Origin of the sequence: Phascolarctobacterium sp. ET69, assembly GCF_023336935.1 — a bacterium.
Taxonomy (GTDB): Bacteria; Bacillota; Negativicutes; order Acidaminococcales; family Acidaminococcaceae; genus Fusicatenibacter_A; species Fusicatenibacter_A intestinipullorum.
Genome location: NZ_JAMBLR010000001.1, coordinates 16,911 through 32,384 on the forward strand (window position 1 = coordinate 16,911; position 15,474 = coordinate 32,384).

Sequence of the window (15,474 nt, forward strand, 5' to 3'; positions counted from 1 at the left end):
TTAAAACAGGACATTTTTTATAAGGATATGATGATATAATATAAGTATAGGATTTGCAAACGGAAGGAGCGGAAGTATATGGGCAAAAAAGTTTTAATTATCGGCGGCGTGGCGGCAGGAATGAAAACTGCTTCGCGCCTGCGCCGCAGGGATAAAGATGCGGAAATTACGGTTATTGAACGCGGAGAACTTGTAAGTTACGGTGCGTGCGGTTTTCCTTATTATATTGGTGACGAAGTTAAAAATTTTAATGAATTTACGCATACGCCGCAGGGCATTGCGCGCGATGTAGATTACTTTAAAAAGGTTAAGGGCATTGATGTTTTAACCGGGCACGAGGCGCAGAAGATTAACCGCGCGGCGAAAACGGTTACTGTGCTGAACAGGAGAAACAGCGAAGTTACAGAAATGCCTTACGATGTGCTGGTGCTTGGCACGGGTGCAACGCCGGTGCGTCTGCCGGTGCCGGGAGCTGATTTGGAAGGCATCCATAACTTCTGGTTTCCGTGGGAAGTTTTAAAAGTTAAAGAAGAAATTGCCGCCCATAATGTTACGGATGTTGTTATAGTAGGCGCGGGTTTTATCGGCATGGAACTGGCGGAGGAGTTTAACAAAATAGGCGTTAAGGTAAGCGTTGTGGAAATGCAGAACCGCATTCTGCCGCAGATGCTTGATTTGGAAATGGCAGAGCTTGCCGCAAAACCTGTTGCCGCTGCCGGTATAAATTTATATCTTGAAGAAAAAACTGTAGCGTTTGAAGGCAAAGGGCGTGTTGCCGCCGTTAAAACGGACAAGCGCCTAATTCCGGCGCAGATGGTAATTGTAGCCGTTGGCGTACGCCCGAATGTTGAACTGGCGCGCGAAGCAGGGCTTGCCATTGGACCGAGCGGTGCGATTGCCGTTAACGAATATATGCAGACGAGCGACCCGTGCATTTATGCCGGAGGCGACTGTGCGGAAAATACTCACCGCGTAAGCGGGGCTAAAATTTTTGCGCCTATGGGCAGCACTGCCAACAAGCACGGACGCATTATTGCCGATAACATTTGCGGCGATATGGTAAAATACCCGGGCGTTTTGGGCACGGGGCTGTGCCGTATGCCGGGCGTGGAAGCAGGCAGCACGGGCCTTAATGAAAAAACTGCCGCAGCGGCAGGAATTGATTTTGAATCCGTAATCGTTCCCGGCAACGACAGGCTTACTTATATGCCGGGGGCAGGGCGTTTGGTGCTTAAGCTGTTTGCCGATAGGAAAACTCATAAAGTTATCGGCGTGCAGGCGGTAGGGCAAAGCGTTGATAAGCGCATCGACACGCTTGTTGCCGCTATCAGCATGGGCGCAGCGCTTGAAGATTTGAGTGAGTTTGACATTGGCTATGCGCCGCCGTTTAACGGCCCGATTGACAACATTGCCACGGCTGCCAACGTGCTGCTGAATAAAATTGAAGGCAGGCTGCGCAGCATTAACCCGAAGGAATTTAAAGAACTGCGCAAAAGTGAAGCTTATACTTTGGTTGATGTGCGTACGCCCGGCGAATTTAAAAACTGCCATATAGCAGGCTGCTGCAATATTGTAAACCTGCCTTTGGATGAAGTGCGCAGCGAATGCTGCAAGGTTTTGCCCGATAAGGACGCACGGCTTGTATGCAGCTGCCAGATTGACCTGCGCGGCTACGAAGCCGAAACCATGCTGCGCGCCCAGGGCTATAAAAACGTGCAGAGCCTTGAAGGAAGCATGAGTGCCTGGCCCTATGAAACCGAAAAAAGCAAATAACAGCAAAAATGTGTAAATTTATTGACACAAAGGGCACAGATTGGTAAAATAAATTAATAATATTCTTTACGTAACGATGCCCGGAGAAATTGTAGTTGGTTGAACAGCACAATGAAACTTTTATGCCGGGCTTTATTTTTTATTGAAAGGCAGTGGGATAATGAAAGTTGCAATTATTATGGGCAGCAATTCTGACTGGCCGGTACTTGAACCGGCAGAAAAAACTTTAAAAAGTTTTGGCGTTGAAGTGGAAGTTGTAGTTGCTTCTGCACACCGCACCCCCGAAATGGTTCATGAGTTTGCGGCAGGCGCACGTGAACGCGGCGTTGAGGTAATTATTGCCGCAGCAGGCGCTGCAGCGCATCTTGGCGGTGTTATTGCAGCATTTACAACGCTGCCGGTAATTGGCATACCAATTAATGCCACTCCCTTAAACGGTATGGATTCGTTACTGAGCTTTGTACAGATGCCTTCCGGTATTCCGGTTGCAACCATGGCAATTAACGGTGCCAAAAACGCAGCGCTGTTTGCCGTACAGATTCTGGCAACCAAATATCCGGAACTTGTTGAAAAGCTGGCCGAAGACCGTGAAAAGATGAAAGCAGAAGTAAAGGCCAAAGGTGAAAAACTGGCTGCACTGCGTGCATCCGAACAGTAATTGCGGCGGCAGAAAAGGAGCAGAGAATGTCTGGCATTGATTTTCAGGATGATAAAATGCATGAGGAGTGCGGCGTATTCGGCATTTATTCCCATAATGACGATGTGGCGCTGAATACTTACTGGGGCTTGTATGCTTTGCAGCACCGCGGACAGGAAAGCTGCGGCATTGTAGCTACCGACGGCACTCATATGGAAGGCAAAAAAGGCATGGGCCTTGTGGCCGATGTTTTTAAAGGCGGCGTTGACGGGCTGGAAGGGCATATTGCTATTGGGCATGTGCGTTATTCCACCACCGGTTCCAGCATGGAATACAACATTCAGCCGCTGCGTGTTTATTTTGATGGCGGCAACCTTGCGCTGGCGCATAACGGCAACCTTACCAACGCAGCAGAACTGCGCAAACGCCTGGCTCTGGAAGGCACGGTCTTCCAGACAACAGTTGATACGGAAGTTGTTGTAAGCCTTATTGCCCGCAGCCGTAAAAAAACTATTGAAGAACGTGTTGCCGAAGCAGCAAACACCATTAAAGGCGCTTTCGGCATTTTGGTTATGACCGACAATAAACTTATTGCCGTGCGTGACCAGTACGGCTTCCGCCCGCTGGCAATTGGCAAAATGGACGGCGGCTGGGTTGTGGCTTCCGAATCCTGTGCGTTTGACCTTGTAGGCGCCGAATTTGTACGCGACGTTGAACCGGGCGAAATGCTGGTATTTGAAAACGACCATGATGAGCCGAAAAGCAGCCGTTGGGCAGAAAACATGCCCGCAAAACGTGCGCACTGCGTATTTGAATATGTTTATTTTGCGCGTACCGACAGCGTTATCGACAAACAGTCTGTTTACCAGGCGCGTATCAATATGGGCAGGGAACTTGCCAAAGAAACAAAAGATATCAAGGCTGATATTGTAATTTCCGTTCCGGATTCCGGCACGGCAGCAGCAGTAGGGTACAGCCTGGAATCCGGCGTGCCGTTTATGGAAGGTTTAACCAAAAACCGCTATGTAGGCAGAACGTTTATTCAGCCTACCCAAAAACAGCGCCTTAACGCCGTAAGGCTTAAACTTAACCCGGTGGAAAGCGTTATTAAGGGCAAATCCGTGGTTGTAGTTGACGACAGCATTGTGCGCGGCACAACCAGCGGCAAAATAGTAAAACTGTTAAAAGATGCCGGTGCGCGTGAGGTGCATATGTGCATCAGCTCCCCGCCGGTAACCGACCCGTGCTATTACGGCATTGATACCAGTGTGCGCAAGGAACTGATTGCTTCTACCCATACGGAAGAAGAAATCCGCCAGTATATTGGTGCAGATTCGCTGCATTACATTTCTCTGGAAGGCCTGAAGCGTTCTTTGGACTGCATGGACCCCGAAGGAATGTGCTATGCCTGCTTTAATGCCCAATACCCGGATAATGCGGAAGAAACCCTGAGGCAGGGTTCTAAATATATTTTTGAAAACGAAGGCTGATACAGGAGGACGATGATGAGCGAAGAAACCAAGAAACAACTTACTTATGCAGACGCCGGTGTAAATATTGATGCCGGCAATGAAGCCGTTGAACTGATGAAAGCAAGTGTACAGGCTACTTACCGTCCCGAAGTTATCGGCGATATTGGCGGTTTCGGCGGTTTGTTTGCCTTAAACAGCGGCAAATACAAAGAACCGGTTCTGGTTAGCGGCACTGACGGTGTAGGTACCAAACTGAAACTGGCTTTTATGGCTGACAAACATGATACCATCGGCCAGGACGCCGTTGCCATGTGCGTAAACGATATTCTCGTGCAGGGCGCTGAACCGCTGTTCTTCCTCGATTATATCGCCATTGAAACTCTGGAAGCCAAAAAGGTTGCCCAGATTGTTAAGGGCGTTGCCAATGCCTGCAAAGAATCCGGCTGCGCGCTGATTGGCGGCGAAACTGCCGAAATGAGCGATTTGTACGGCAAGGACGAATACGATATTGCAGGCTTCTGCGTAGGCGTGGTAGAAAAAAGCAAAATGATTACCGGAGAAAAAGTTAAACCGGGCGATGTGCTTTTGGGACTGCCTTCTGCCGGTGTACATTCCAACGGCTTTACGCTGGTGCGCAAAATCTGCTTTGACGTAATGGGCTTTACCATGGATACCCCGGTTGAAGAATTCGGCACTACTTTGGGCGAAGAACTTCTGAAACCGACCCGCCTTTATCCTCGTGTATGCCTGCCGCTGATTGAAAAATTCAACCTGCACGGCATGGTACATATTACCGGCGGCGGTTTTTATGACAATATTCCGCGCATTTTGCCGGAAAACTGCGATGCAGACGTTAACGCAGGCGCATGGGAAGTTCCTGTTGTATTTAAAAAATTACAGGAATGGGGCAATGTTGACTGGCATGAAATGTACCGCACCTTTAACATGGGCGTAGGCATGGTGCTGGTAGTTGCTCCGGAAGAAGCTGACGCTGTACGCGAACACCTGAAAAATGCCGGTGAAACCTTCTACGAACTCGGTACTATTATAGAAGGCAGCGGCAAGGCTGTGCTGAAAGGCGGCGTTTTCGGTGAGTAAGCGCAAAATCGGCGTGCTTGTTAGCGGCAGGGGCAGCAATTTGCAGGCCCTGATGGATGAGATTGCCGCAGGTACGCTTAATGTTGAAATTACAGTTGTTATCAGCGACAAAAAGGACGCCTTTGCTTTGGAACGCGCAGAAAAAGCGGGTATTAAGGCTGTTGCCATTGACCGCAAAGAATGTGCTTCCAAAGAAGAATTTGAAAATAAAATTACCGGCGTGCTGGAAACAGCCGGTGCGGAGCTTGTTGTGCTGGCAGGCTTTATGCGTATTTTAAGCCCGGAATTTGTAGGGCACTGGCACCATAAAATCGTTAATATCCACCCGGCGCTTCTGCCGAGTTTTCCCGGACTTGACGGGCAGGGCCAGGCGCTTAATTACGGCGTTAAAATTGCCGGCTGCACCGTACATTTTGTAGATGAAGGCACCGACAGCGGCCCGATTATTCTGCAAAAGGCAGTGCCCGTGCTTGACGATGACACGCATGACACGCTGGCCGACAGAATTTTGGAACAGGAACACAAAGCATTGCCCGAAGCCGTAAGGCTGTGGAGTGAGGGCAGGCTGCAAATAGAAGGAAGGCACGTAAAGGTGCTTCCGGTAGTGGGGTGAATGAAAATGAGAATAAAAAGAGCTCTTTTAAGCGTATCCGACAAAACCGGCATTGTTAAACTGGCACAGTTTCTGCATGATATCGGCGTGGAAATTATTTCTACCGGCGGTACCATGAAAGCTTTGCAGGACGCAGGCATTCCTGTAACTTATGTTAGTGACGTAACCGGTTTTCCGGAAATTATGGACGGCAGGGTAAAAACCCTGAATCCGAAAATTCATGGCGGCATTCTTGCTGTACGCAGCAACCCGGAACATGTAAAAGCCATGGAAGAACACGGCATTAAACCGATTGACCTTGTTGTTGTAAACCTCTACCCGTTCAGGGAAACCATTGCCAAACCCGGCGTAACCGAAGCCGAAGCCATTGAAAACATTGATATCGGCGGCCCGGCAATGGTAAGGGCGGCAGCCAAAAACTTCCGCGATGTTATTATTATTACCAACCCGGCACGTTACAGCAGCCTTATTGCAATGCTGCAACAGCATGGCGATGCCGATATGAAAACCCGCAAAACTCTGGCCAAAGAAGCATTTACACATACTTCCGAATATGATGCGGCTATCAGCGCATATTTGACAAAACAGCTTGCCGAAGGCAAATAAGGAGAAGCATCATGCAGATATTACTTATTGGCAGCGGCGGACGTGAACATGCACTGGCATGGAAACTTGCGCAGAGCGGGCAGGTTGAAAAGATTTTTGCAGCGCCCGGCAACCCCGGCATTGCCGCTGTAAAAAAATGCGAATGTGTTGAACTTAACTTAAATGACCTTGACAGTGTTGCAGATTTTGCCGAAGAACACGGCATTGATTTAACTGTTGTAGGTCCTGAGGCAACTCTGGTTGCCGGTATTGCCGATGTTTTTGCTGCAAGAGGGCTTGCTGTGTTCGGCCCTTCCAAAGCGGCGGCAGAACTTGAAGGCAGCAAGGCATTTGCCAAAAATTTAATGGCCAAGTACAATATCCCGACGGCTTTCTTTAAAGTTTGCGAAGATTTGGAAACCGCCAAAGCCTATGTTAAGGAAAAAGGCGCGCCGATTGTTATTAAGGCGGACGGGCTTGCTGCCGGCAAAGGCGTGGTAGTTGCCATGACCGAAGCTGAAGCATACGAAGCCATTGACGAAATGATGGGCGAGCAGCATAAATTCGGCGGCGCGGGCGCACGCGTTGTCATCGAAGAATTTATGCAGGGCGAAGAAGCGTCGCTGCTGGCATTTACCGACGGCGAGCACATTGTGCCGATGATTGCTTCCCAGGACCACAAACGCGCTTTTGACGGTGATAAAGGCCCCAACACCGGCGGCATGGGCACTTATGCACCGGCTCCGGTTTTAACCGATATTCTGCGCCTGCGCGCTGTTGAAAAGATTTTAAAACCTGTTGTTGCATCCATGAAGGCAGAAGGCAGAACTTATAAAGGCTGCCTGTATGCAGGCCTGATGGTTTGCGGCGATGAGGTTAAAGTTGTAGAATTTAACTGCCGTTTCGGCGACCCGGAAACGCAGGTTGTGCTGCCGCTTCTGGACGGCGACCTTGCTGAAATTATGCTGGCCTGCGCAACCGGCGGACTTGACAAGGTAAGCATAGGCTGGCACGATAAAGCCGCCGTATGCGTAGTGCTTGCTTCCGGAGGTTACCCGGAACATTATGCGCAGGGCTATCCTATCAGCGGCCTTGACGAAGCAGGCAAAATGCCGGAAACAGTCGTGTTCCATGCCGGAACGAAAATCAGCGACGGCAGCGTGGTAACGGCAGGCGGGCGTGTGCTTGGCGTTACGGCAGTGGGCAAGGATATTGCCGATGCGCAGGAACGTGCTTATAAAGCAGCTTCCGTTATCAGCTTTAAAGATATGCAGTACCGCAAAGATATTGCCTGGCGTGCATTGAAAAAATAAAATTTTGTCCCTGCGCTTTATGCGCCGGGACATTTTGTATACACCTAACCAGTTAATAATTTATACATAAAAATAAAATTTTAAGCAAAGGATGGATGAAAATGGCATTTTATTACGATGAACCCGCACATACTTTTAGTGAATATCTCTTAGTTCCCGGTTATTCCTCCAGCGAATGCGTTCCCGCAAATGTAGATTTGAGAACTCCGCTTGTAAAATTCAAAAAAGGCGAAGAACCTGCTATTACCATGAACATTCCGCTGGTTTCCGCTATCATGCAGTCTGTATCTGATGATAAAATGGCAGTTGCCCTTTCCAAAGAAGGCGGCATTTCCTTTATTTACGGTTCCCAGTCCATTGAAGACGAAGCTGCAATGGTTGAAAGAGTTAAAACCCACCGTGCAGGTTTTGTAAGCAGCGATTCCAACATCCGCCCGGACAGCACTCTGGCTGATATTATTGCCCTGAAGGAAAAAACCGGCCACAGCACTGTTGCCGTTACCAGCGACGGTACCGTTAACGGCAAGCTGGAAGGCATTGTTACCAGCCGTGACTACCGCGTAAGCCGCATGGATTTGAATACCAAAGTTAAAGAATTCATGACTCCTATCAGCGAAATGATTACCGCTCCGGCAGAAACCACTTTGCAGGAAGCCAACGACATCATCTGGGAAAACAAACTGAATACCCTGCCGATTATTGATGACGAAGGCCGTCTTTTGTACATGGTATTCCGCAAAGACTATGCAACCCATAAAGAATATCCGCTGGAACTTCTCGATAGCAAAAAACGCCATATCGTAGGCGCAGGCATTAACACCCGCGACTATGCAGAACGCGTACCGGCACTGGTTAACGCAGGCGTTGACGTACTCTGCATCGACTCTTCCGAAGGTTACAGCGAATGGCAGAAAATTACTCTGGCATGGATTCGCGAACATTACGGCGACAGCGTAAAAGTTGGCGCAGGCAACGTAGTTGACGCAGCAGGCTTCCGTTTCCTTGCCGAATGCGGCGCAGACTTTGTTAAAGTAGGTATCGGCGGCGGCTCCATCTGCATTACCCGTGAACAGAAAGGTATCGGCCGCGGCCAGGCAACCGCAGTAATTGAAGTTGCCAAAGCACGTGACGAATATTATAAAGAAACCGGCATTTATGTGCCTATCTGCTCCGATGGCGGCATTGTTTACGATTACCACATGACTCTTGCACTGGCAATGGGCGCAGACTTCCTGATGCTGGGCCGTTACTTTGCACGCTTTGATGAAAGCCCGACCAACAAAGTTAACATCAACGGCAACTACATGAAAGAGTACTGGGGCGAAGGCAGCAACCGTGCCCGCAACTGGCAGCGCTACGACCTGGGCGGCGCACAGAAACTTTCCTTCGAAGAAGGCGTTGACTCCTATGTCCCGTATGCAGGCAGCCTGAAAGACAACGTAACCCTTACCCTTAACAAAGTACGTTCCACCATGTGCAACTGCGGCGCGCTTAATATCCCCGAACTGCAGGCCAAAGCAAAAATTACTCTGGTATCTGCAACTTCCATTGTTGAAGGCGGTGCACACGACGTTATTCTTAAAGACAACAGCATGAATAATTACGTAAAATAATATTATAAAAATGTAAAACTGATTTTATCTGATTGACATATTTGTAATCTAAAGGTAAAATTATCTCATAATGTTTTTAGAGGAAGGTGCTGTTTGATATGAATTTAAGAAAATTGGCTCTTTGTGCTGTTGCCGGCGTAATGGCAGCTTCAATGATTTTTGCTGCAGGCTGCGGCGGCGATAAAGCATCAGACAAAAAAGTTTTAAAAGTAGGCATGGAATGTGCTTACGCTCCTTATAACTGGTCTCAGAACAGTGCGGACGGCGGTGCCGTAAAAATTGCGGGCAGCAACGAATATGCTTATGGCTATGACGTAATGATGGCCAAAAAACTTGCCGACTCCATGGGCGCTGAACTGGAAATCCAGAAAATTGAATGGGACGGCCTTGCACCGGCTGTTGTAAGCGGCAAAATTGACGCTGCAATCGCAGGTATGTCAATTACCTCCGAACGCAAACAGTCCGTAGACTTTACCAAACCGTATTATTATGCAAATGTAGTTGCACTGGTTAGAAAAGACACCCCGCAGGCAAAGGCAACCAGCGTTGAAGAACTGCGCGGCGCAACTGCTACCAGCCAGCTGAACACCATCTGGTATGATCAGATTGACCAGGTTCCGGAAGTTAACAAACTGCCTGCCATCGACAATGTACCGGGCATGATTGTTGCTTTAACCTCCGGTAAATGCAACCTTATCGTAACCGATATTCCGACTGCCAAAGCTGCTGCTTTTGCAAACCCCGAACTGACCGTTCTCCAGTTCCCGGAAGACAAAGGCTTTAAAACTTCCAAAGAAGATGTTGAAATCGGCATTGCCATTAAAAAAGGCAACAAAGAACTGAAAGACGCTATGGACGCAGTTCTTGGCAAAATGACCCCTGCTGATTTCGATAAAATGATGGATGAAGCTATTCAGAAACAGCCGCTGGCAAAATAATATTTAACTTATGCTTTTTAAGGGGCCGGTTTAATCCGTCCCCTTCTTTCCGTATTTATTTCGATTGTATTAATGACTTAATGTTAGGTGGTTAAATTATGGCTACAATGCCCGATTCTTTCTTTTCGTGGGTAGTTTTTCTGCTGAATGAATACGGCGCCACTCTTTTGCAGGGCGCAGGCGTAACCCTTCTTTTGGCACTGGTCGGTACATTTATCGGCTGTGTAATCGGTCTTGCAGTAGGCATCTGCCAGACAATTCCCGAAGACCCCAACGGCAGTTCTTTTAAACAGGCACTTGTTAAAGGTTTGAAAGCCGTTTTATCTTCTTACGTAGAAATCTTTCGCGGTACACCAATGATAGTACAGGCAATGGTTGTATATTATGGTGCGATGAGCCTGTTTGATATTGATATGTCGGCAATGTTTGCCGGTTTCCTTGTTGTTTCCATTAATACCGGTGCGTACATGGCAGAAACTGTGCGCGGCGGCATTGAATCAATTGATGAAGGCCAGCGAGAAGCTGCCGTTGCCATTGGCATGGACCATTTCCAGACCATGCGCTATGTAGTTTTGCCGCAGGCTCTGCGCAATATTATGCCGCAGATTGGCAACAACCTTATTATCAATATCAAAGATACTTCCGTATTGAACGTTATTTCCGTTACAGAGCTTTATTTTGCTTCTAAATCGGCGGCAGGCGTTTATTACAGATACTTTGAAATTTTCTTCATTACCTGCGTAATTTATTTTATTATGACTTTTACGGCTTCCAGAATTTTACGCTGGCTGGAAAGCAAAATGGACGGCCCGAAAGACTATCAGCTGGTAGAGTATGACCCCATGGCTGACCCGTGCGGCCATTTTCAGGTAACTAACAAGAAAGGGCGGTAACAGAAATGGCAGACGAAAAAGAATTGCTGTTGTCCGTTCAGGATTTAAAAAAACAGTTTGGTGAACGTGAAATTTTAAAAGGCATCAGTTTTGATGTAAAAAAAGGTGACGTTGTTTGTATTATCGGCCCTTCCGGCAGCGGCAAATCCACGCTTATCAGATGCGTTAACTTTTTGGAGCAGCCTACGGGCGGCGTTATTGCCTACCGCGGGCAAAATGTACTGGAAAGCTTTAAAAACCTTGCTTTGTACCGTACCAAAGTAGGTATGGTATTTCAGCAGTTCAACCTGTTCAATAATATGACTGTGCTTGAAAACTGTATGGTCGGGCAGGTTAAAGTGCTCGGCAAAGATAAGGATACGGCACACAGTACGGCAATGAAGTATTTGGAACATGTCGGCATGGCAAGTTACATCAATGCCAAGCCGCATCAGCTTTCCGGCGGGCAGAAACAGCGTGTTGCCATTGCCCGTGCCTTGGCGCTTGAACCGGAAGTGCTTTTAATGGACGAACCTACTTCGGCGCTTGACCCTGAAATGGTTGGCGAAGTTTTGGCTGTTATGAAAGAGCTTGCCGACGAAGGCCTGACGATGGTAATTGTAACGCATGAAATGGCTTTTGCGCGTGATGTATCTTCGAGAGTAATTTTCATTGACCAGGGTGTTATCGCAGAAGAAAGCAGTCCGGAAGAAATTTTCTCTGCGCCTAAAAACCAGCGCACCAAGGACTTTTTAAGCCGCTTTAATTTAGGCAAACAGTAAAAACTTAAAGGATTTTTCTCCTGCTTGTAGAATTTTACAGCAGGAGATTTTTTATATATAACCCGAAAGGATTTTGCCAATGTTAAGAAAATTACTTTCTTTTATATGCTGCATATTATTTTTAACGCTTTTAAATACGGCCGGAGCGGCAGGCAGGGGCACTATTTTATTTGTGCCGCTCGATAACCGCCCGGTATGCCTGGAGTATTCCGTAAACAGCATGCAGGCAGCAGGCTGGAACGTTGAAACGCCGCCGGAAGAATATATTGCTTCCAATCACCGCAGCGGCAATCCGGATAAGCTGTATGAATGGCTGGCAGAACGTGCGCCGCTGGCAAATGCCGTTATTGTGTCTTCCGACGCCATGCTGTACGGCGGGCTTGTGGATTCGCGCACGCACCATATTGACCGCGAAGTTTTGAAAGAACGCGCCGAACGCCTTGTAAGCTTAAAGGACCTTGGCGGCGACCCGCTGGTTTATGTTTTTACAACTATTATGCGTTCGCCGCGTGCCAGTGCGGCACCTGTGGAACCGCCGTATTATGCCGAATGGGGCAGCCGCATTTTTCAGCTTGGCGAGCTTGAAGACAGGGAAGATTTAAAAGAAATAACAAGGCGTGAACGCAAAGATTTAAAACGATTGAGAAAAGAAATTCCGGCTGAGGTGCGCGCCGATAATATGAAACGCCGTGCCTTAAATATTGAAATGACGGAACTTTTGCTGCATGGCGTGGAAAGCGGCGACTTTGATTACATGCTGATTGGCCGCGACGATACGGCACAGTTTTCACAGGCACATAAGGAAGCACGCAAAATGGGCATTCTTGTAAGCGAGCTGCCGAAAGAACGCATCCGCTTTTTTGCCGGTGCCGACCAGCTTGGCATGGTGCTTTTAAACAGGGCGGCAAACCGTTTAAGCTATGATATTCCTATGGTTTTTGCAGCGTATGGCGATGGCAAAGGCAAAAATACCATTCCTTCGTATGAAGATGACCCCGTGGATATTAGCGTAAATGAACATATTCACGCCGTTGGCGGCTGGCCTACAAAATACCTGCACCGTGCGGATATGGTGCTTTTGGTAAACACTCCGGCAAGCGGAGTAACGCTCGAGGCTTCGGCGCCTTCAAATAATGGTACCGTAACCAGACAGCAGGAACGCTTTATGAAAAAACTGGATTATTTTATGCAGCAGAATAAGCCTGTTGCGGTTGCCGATATTGCCTATGGCAACGGCGCGGATAATGCGCTGGTAAAAGAACTTTTTAATGAAGGCAAGGCTTACAGGATAGCTGCCTACGGCGGCTGGAACACTGCCGGAAATACTATCGGCTTTGCTCTGTCGCAGGGGCTTTTGGCACCGCGTATGACGGAAGCTGGCAAAGATAATCTGCTTAATATACGTTATCTTGATGACTGGGCTTATCAGGCCAATGTACGCATGAAAGTATCGGCAGAATTAATCTGGCCCAATCACTGGCCGAACAGCGGGCTTAACAGCGAGCAGCTTGTAGCGGCAGAAAAGTTGATTGCAAAAGAAATGAAAAATACCGCAGCGCCGCTTATGACGGAAAAAACCGTTGACGAATATAAGTTTAATCTGCCGTGGCAGCGCATGTTTGAAGTACGTGTAGCACAAAAATAACTTTACGGATGGTGAGTACGTGGAATTTGCAAATAAGCTTGTTTTAAACAGCGGTTTTGTTTTTGATTATACCAACATGTTGGGTGAAGGCAGAATTAAAACAGAAGATTTGCAGGAAATGGAAACTGCCATGCAAAAAGCCCGTGACGCAGTTAACGAAATGCGCGCCAGCGGCACGGCCTATAAGCATCTTTCGAAAGATGGCACGCCTGAACCCGTATATTTTACGCGTTTGCCGGAAATAAAAAACGGCAATCCCAATACGCCGGTATCTTTGCAGAAATTAAAAGAGTTTGGCGATTATTTGCGCACGAATGTTGATGCGGTTGTATTTTTAGGTGTTGGCGGCTCGTATTTGGGCAATAAGGTATTGTTTGATATTGGCGCCGGGCCGAGCTGGAACTCCATGGGTGAAAAACGCCGCAACGGATATCCGCGCATCTATTTTTCCGGTAACAATTTGGACGCAGGCCAGTGCGAAGAAATTATGAACGAGCTGCGTTACTGGTCGGTACATGCCTGGCCTAAGAAAAAACGCTTTAAGGTAATGCTGGTGCCGATTTCCAAATCCGGTTCAACGCTCGAAACGCTGGCTTCGTTTATTTATTTTTATGAAGCGTGCAATAAAAGCGTTATGTTCGATACCGAAGTTACCGCCGTTACAGACCGTAATCCCGAAGCTGGTTCGCCGCTGTTTGCGCTGGCACAGAAGCATGGCTGGCGGTGCTTTGATATTAAAAACGGCATTGGCGGGCGTTTCAGCGTGCTTACGGATCCGGGGCTTGTTACGGCTGCCGCTATCGGCATGAACGTGGAAGAATTGCTTAAAGGTGCGGGAGATATGGAAGAAGCCTGCCGTATGGATGATGTGTACGCCAATCCGGCTTTAATGAACGCCGCATTAAAATATATTGCTTCTGAAAGGTACGGCTGCCACATAGAAGTGTTTATGGGCTACGGCGAGCGTTTGGGGTCGCTGGGGCAGTGGTATGTGCAGCTCCTGGCCGAATCGCTCGGCAAAAAGCACAACAGAAACGGTGAAACCGTTTATTACGGCCGCACTCCGGTACCTGCCGTAGGCACAACCGATATGCACGCGCAGACGCAGCTGCATCAGGATGGCATACGCAATAAAGTTGTACAGTTTTTGCAGATAAAAAATATGCCGGGCGATATTGTGCTTGGCATGCCTTTTGAAGAACCTGCGTTTAAAAAGTACAATGGGCTTAATATGTCCGATGCTTTGGCAATGGCGCTTGATTCCAATGCGGAAGCCTTGAACGGCGACAGACGTTTTAATGCGCGTTATGTTCTGCCGGAAATGAATGCCTATCATTTAGGCGAGCTGTTCTACTTTTTAATGCTCAGCGTGGCTTATGAAGGCGAACTTGCCAATGTAGATGCTTTTGACCAGCCTGGCGTTGAAGCCTATAAAAAAATTATGAAGGCTAAATTTGCTGAACACAGCAATTAAAGAGCGGAGGCTTGTTATGAAAAAATTTTTGACGGTACTTTTATTAATGCTTGGAATGACCAATTTTTGCTGGGCGCATGAAAATGCACAAACAGGAGAGAACGCAAAAATGCATGAATTTATGTTAAAAGCTATTGCTGAAGCAGAAAAGAACATTATCAGCAAAGACGGCGGACCGTTTGGCGCTGTTATTGTTAAAGACGGAGTTATAGTAGGAACCGGCCATAACGAAGTATTAAAAAATAATGACCCTACCTGCCATGCGGAAATGCAGGCTATCCGCGATGCCTGCCATAATTTAAAAACCTTCGATTTAACCGGCTGCGAACTTTATACTTCCTGTTATCCCTGCCCGATGTGCCTTTCGGCTACAATCTGGGCTAACATAAAAAAGGTTTATTATGGCAACACTGCGGAGGATGCTGCTGATATCGGCTTCCGCGATGATTTTATTTATAAGTTTATTGAAGGCGGCTGCAAAGATGTGCAGGTGCTGGATTTGGAGCAGCAGCAGCGCGACGAAACCATTGTAACTTTTAAAAAATTTGCAGAGCAGACAGAAAAAACTATTTATTAAGTTGACTGTATTTTATGCTCATAGTATACTTGATAGAGGACAGCGGCGTTCAGCTCTGAGCGCCGTTTTTAATTACTGATAA

The 15,474-nt window shown here is 47.7% G+C and carries 14 protein-coding genes; all 14 read left to right on the forward strand.

The window, feature by feature from the left end; translation table 11 throughout:
* The first annotated feature begins 78 nt into the window (after positions 1-78).
* The 14 genes from M3079_RS00095 (at position 79) to M3079_RS00160 (ending at position 15,392) form a co-directional block, all read left to right on the forward strand.
* Positions 79-1,773, forward strand: a complete 1,695-nt coding sequence (locus M3079_RS00095) for an FAD-dependent oxidoreductase (RefSeq protein ID WP_249076518.1) — start codon at positions 79-81, stop codon at positions 1,771-1,773.
* Between the two features lie 160 nt (positions 1,774-1,933).
* The gene (purE, locus tag M3079_RS00100) at positions 1,934-2,431 is read left to right on the forward strand and encodes a 5-(carboxyamino)imidazole ribonucleotide mutase (RefSeq protein ID WP_021716699.1); all 498 of its coding nucleotides are present in this window, start codon (positions 1,934-1,936) and stop codon (positions 2,429-2,431) included.
* A 26-nt stretch (positions 2,432-2,457) separates the two neighbouring features.
* On the forward strand, positions 2,458-3,900 hold the full coding sequence (gene purF / locus M3079_RS00105; RefSeq protein ID WP_249076520.1) for an amidophosphoribosyltransferase: 1,443 nt from the start codon (positions 2,458-2,460) through the stop codon (positions 3,898-3,900).
* 15 nt (positions 3,901-3,915) lie between these two features.
* Positions 3,916-4,980: a phosphoribosylformylglycinamidine cyclo-ligase gene (purM, locus tag M3079_RS00110; protein ID WP_021716702.1), complete on the forward strand. Its 1,065-nt coding sequence runs from the start codon at positions 3,916-3,918 to the stop codon at positions 4,978-4,980.
* A complete protein-coding gene (gene purN / locus M3079_RS00115) occupies positions 4,973-5,593 on the forward strand; it encodes a phosphoribosylglycinamide formyltransferase (RefSeq protein WP_249076522.1) in 621 nt (206 codons plus the stop codon). The genes purM and purN overlap by 8 nt, the downstream gene beginning before the upstream one ends.
* 6 nt (positions 5,594-5,599) lie before the next feature.
* The gene (locus M3079_RS00120) at positions 5,600-6,199 is read left to right on the forward strand and encodes an IMP cyclohydrolase (protein WP_249076523.1); all 600 of its coding nucleotides are present in this window, start codon (positions 5,600-5,602) and stop codon (positions 6,197-6,199) included.
* An 11-nt stretch (positions 6,200-6,210) separates the two neighbouring features.
* A complete protein-coding gene (gene purD / locus M3079_RS00125) occupies positions 6,211-7,491 on the forward strand; it encodes a phosphoribosylamine--glycine ligase (RefSeq protein ID WP_249076524.1) in 1,281 nt (426 codons plus the stop codon).
* 101 nt (positions 7,492-7,592) lie between these two features.
* Positions 7,593-9,104, forward strand: coding sequence for an IMP dehydrogenase (locus tag M3079_RS00130; protein ID WP_021716706.1), 1,512 nt, complete (start codon positions 7,593-7,595; stop codon positions 9,102-9,104).
* Positions 9,105-9,202: 98 nt separating this feature from the next.
* A complete protein-coding gene (locus M3079_RS00135; protein WP_021716707.1) occupies positions 9,203-10,042 on the forward strand; it encodes a transporter substrate-binding domain-containing protein in 840 nt (279 codons plus the stop codon).
* Positions 10,043-10,149: 107 nt separating this feature from the next.
* Entirely contained in the window at positions 10,150-10,935 is a 786-nt protein-coding gene (locus M3079_RS00140; RefSeq protein ID WP_349293316.1) for an amino acid ABC transporter permease, read from the forward strand.
* A gap of 5 nt (positions 10,936-10,940) precedes the next feature.
* Positions 10,941-11,696 carry an amino acid ABC transporter ATP-binding protein gene (locus M3079_RS00145; protein ID WP_249076525.1) on the forward strand — a complete coding sequence of 252 codons (756 nt, stop codon included), beginning with the start codon at positions 10,941-10,943 and terminating at the stop codon, positions 11,694-11,696.
* A gap of 79 nt (positions 11,697-11,775) precedes the next feature.
* On the forward strand, positions 11,776-13,341 hold the full coding sequence (locus tag M3079_RS00150; protein ID WP_249076526.1) for a DUF4127 family protein: 1,566 nt from the start codon (positions 11,776-11,778) through the stop codon (positions 13,339-13,341).
* A gap of 76 nt (positions 13,342-13,417) precedes the next feature.
* Positions 13,418-14,815 carry a glucose-6-phosphate isomerase gene (locus M3079_RS00155; protein ID WP_283162401.1) on the forward strand — a complete coding sequence of 466 codons (1,398 nt, stop codon included), beginning with the start codon at positions 13,418-13,420 and terminating at the stop codon, positions 14,813-14,815.
* Positions 14,816-14,936: 121 nt separating this feature from the next.
* On the forward strand, positions 14,937-15,392 hold the full coding sequence (locus tag M3079_RS00160) for a nucleoside deaminase (protein WP_349293317.1): 456 nt from the start codon (positions 14,937-14,939) through the stop codon (positions 15,390-15,392).
* Positions 15,393-15,474 lie beyond the last annotated feature (82 nt).

What these genes read in the sequence shown, in the direction of transcription:
- M3079_RS00155 (WP_283162401.1), top strand. Translation starts at nt 13,418, where the DNA reads ATGTTGGGTGAAGGCAGAATTAAAACAGAAGATTTGCAGGAAATGGAA.
- purE (WP_021716699.1), top strand. Translation starts at nt 1,934, where the DNA reads ATGAAAGTTGCAATTATTATGGGCAGCAATTCTGACTGGCCGGTACTT.
- purD (WP_249076524.1), top strand. Translation starts at nt 6,211, where the DNA reads ATGCAGATATTACTTATTGGCAGCGGCGGACGTGAACATGCACTGGCA.
- M3079_RS00160 (WP_349293317.1), top strand. Translation starts at nt 14,937, where the DNA reads ATGTTAAAAGCTATTGCTGAAGCAGAAAAGAACATTATCAGCAAAGAC.
- M3079_RS00135 (WP_021716707.1), top strand. Translation starts at nt 9,203, where the DNA reads ATGAATTTAAGAAAATTGGCTCTTTGTGCTGTTGCCGGCGTAATGGCA.
- M3079_RS00145 (WP_249076525.1), top strand. Translation starts at nt 10,941, where the DNA reads ATGGCAGACGAAAAAGAATTGCTGTTGTCCGTTCAGGATTTAAAAAAA.
- M3079_RS00130 (WP_021716706.1), top strand. Translation starts at nt 7,593, where the DNA reads ATGGCATTTTATTACGATGAACCCGCACATACTTTTAGTGAATATCTC.
- M3079_RS00140 (WP_349293316.1), top strand. Translation starts at nt 10,150, where the DNA reads ATGCCCGATTCTTTCTTTTCGTGGGTAGTTTTTCTGCTGAATGAATAC.
- M3079_RS00120 (WP_249076523.1), top strand. Translation starts at nt 5,600, where the DNA reads ATGAGAATAAAAAGAGCTCTTTTAAGCGTATCCGACAAAACCGGCATT.
- purF (WP_249076520.1), top strand. Translation starts at nt 2,458, where the DNA reads ATGTCTGGCATTGATTTTCAGGATGATAAAATGCATGAGGAGTGCGGC.
- M3079_RS00095 (WP_249076518.1), top strand. Translation starts at nt 79, where the DNA reads ATGGGCAAAAAAGTTTTAATTATCGGCGGCGTGGCGGCAGGAATGAAA.
- M3079_RS00150 (WP_249076526.1), top strand. Translation starts at nt 11,776, where the DNA reads ATGTTAAGAAAATTACTTTCTTTTATATGCTGCATATTATTTTTAACG.
- purM (WP_021716702.1), top strand. Translation starts at nt 3,916, where the DNA reads ATGAGCGAAGAAACCAAGAAACAACTTACTTATGCAGACGCCGGTGTA.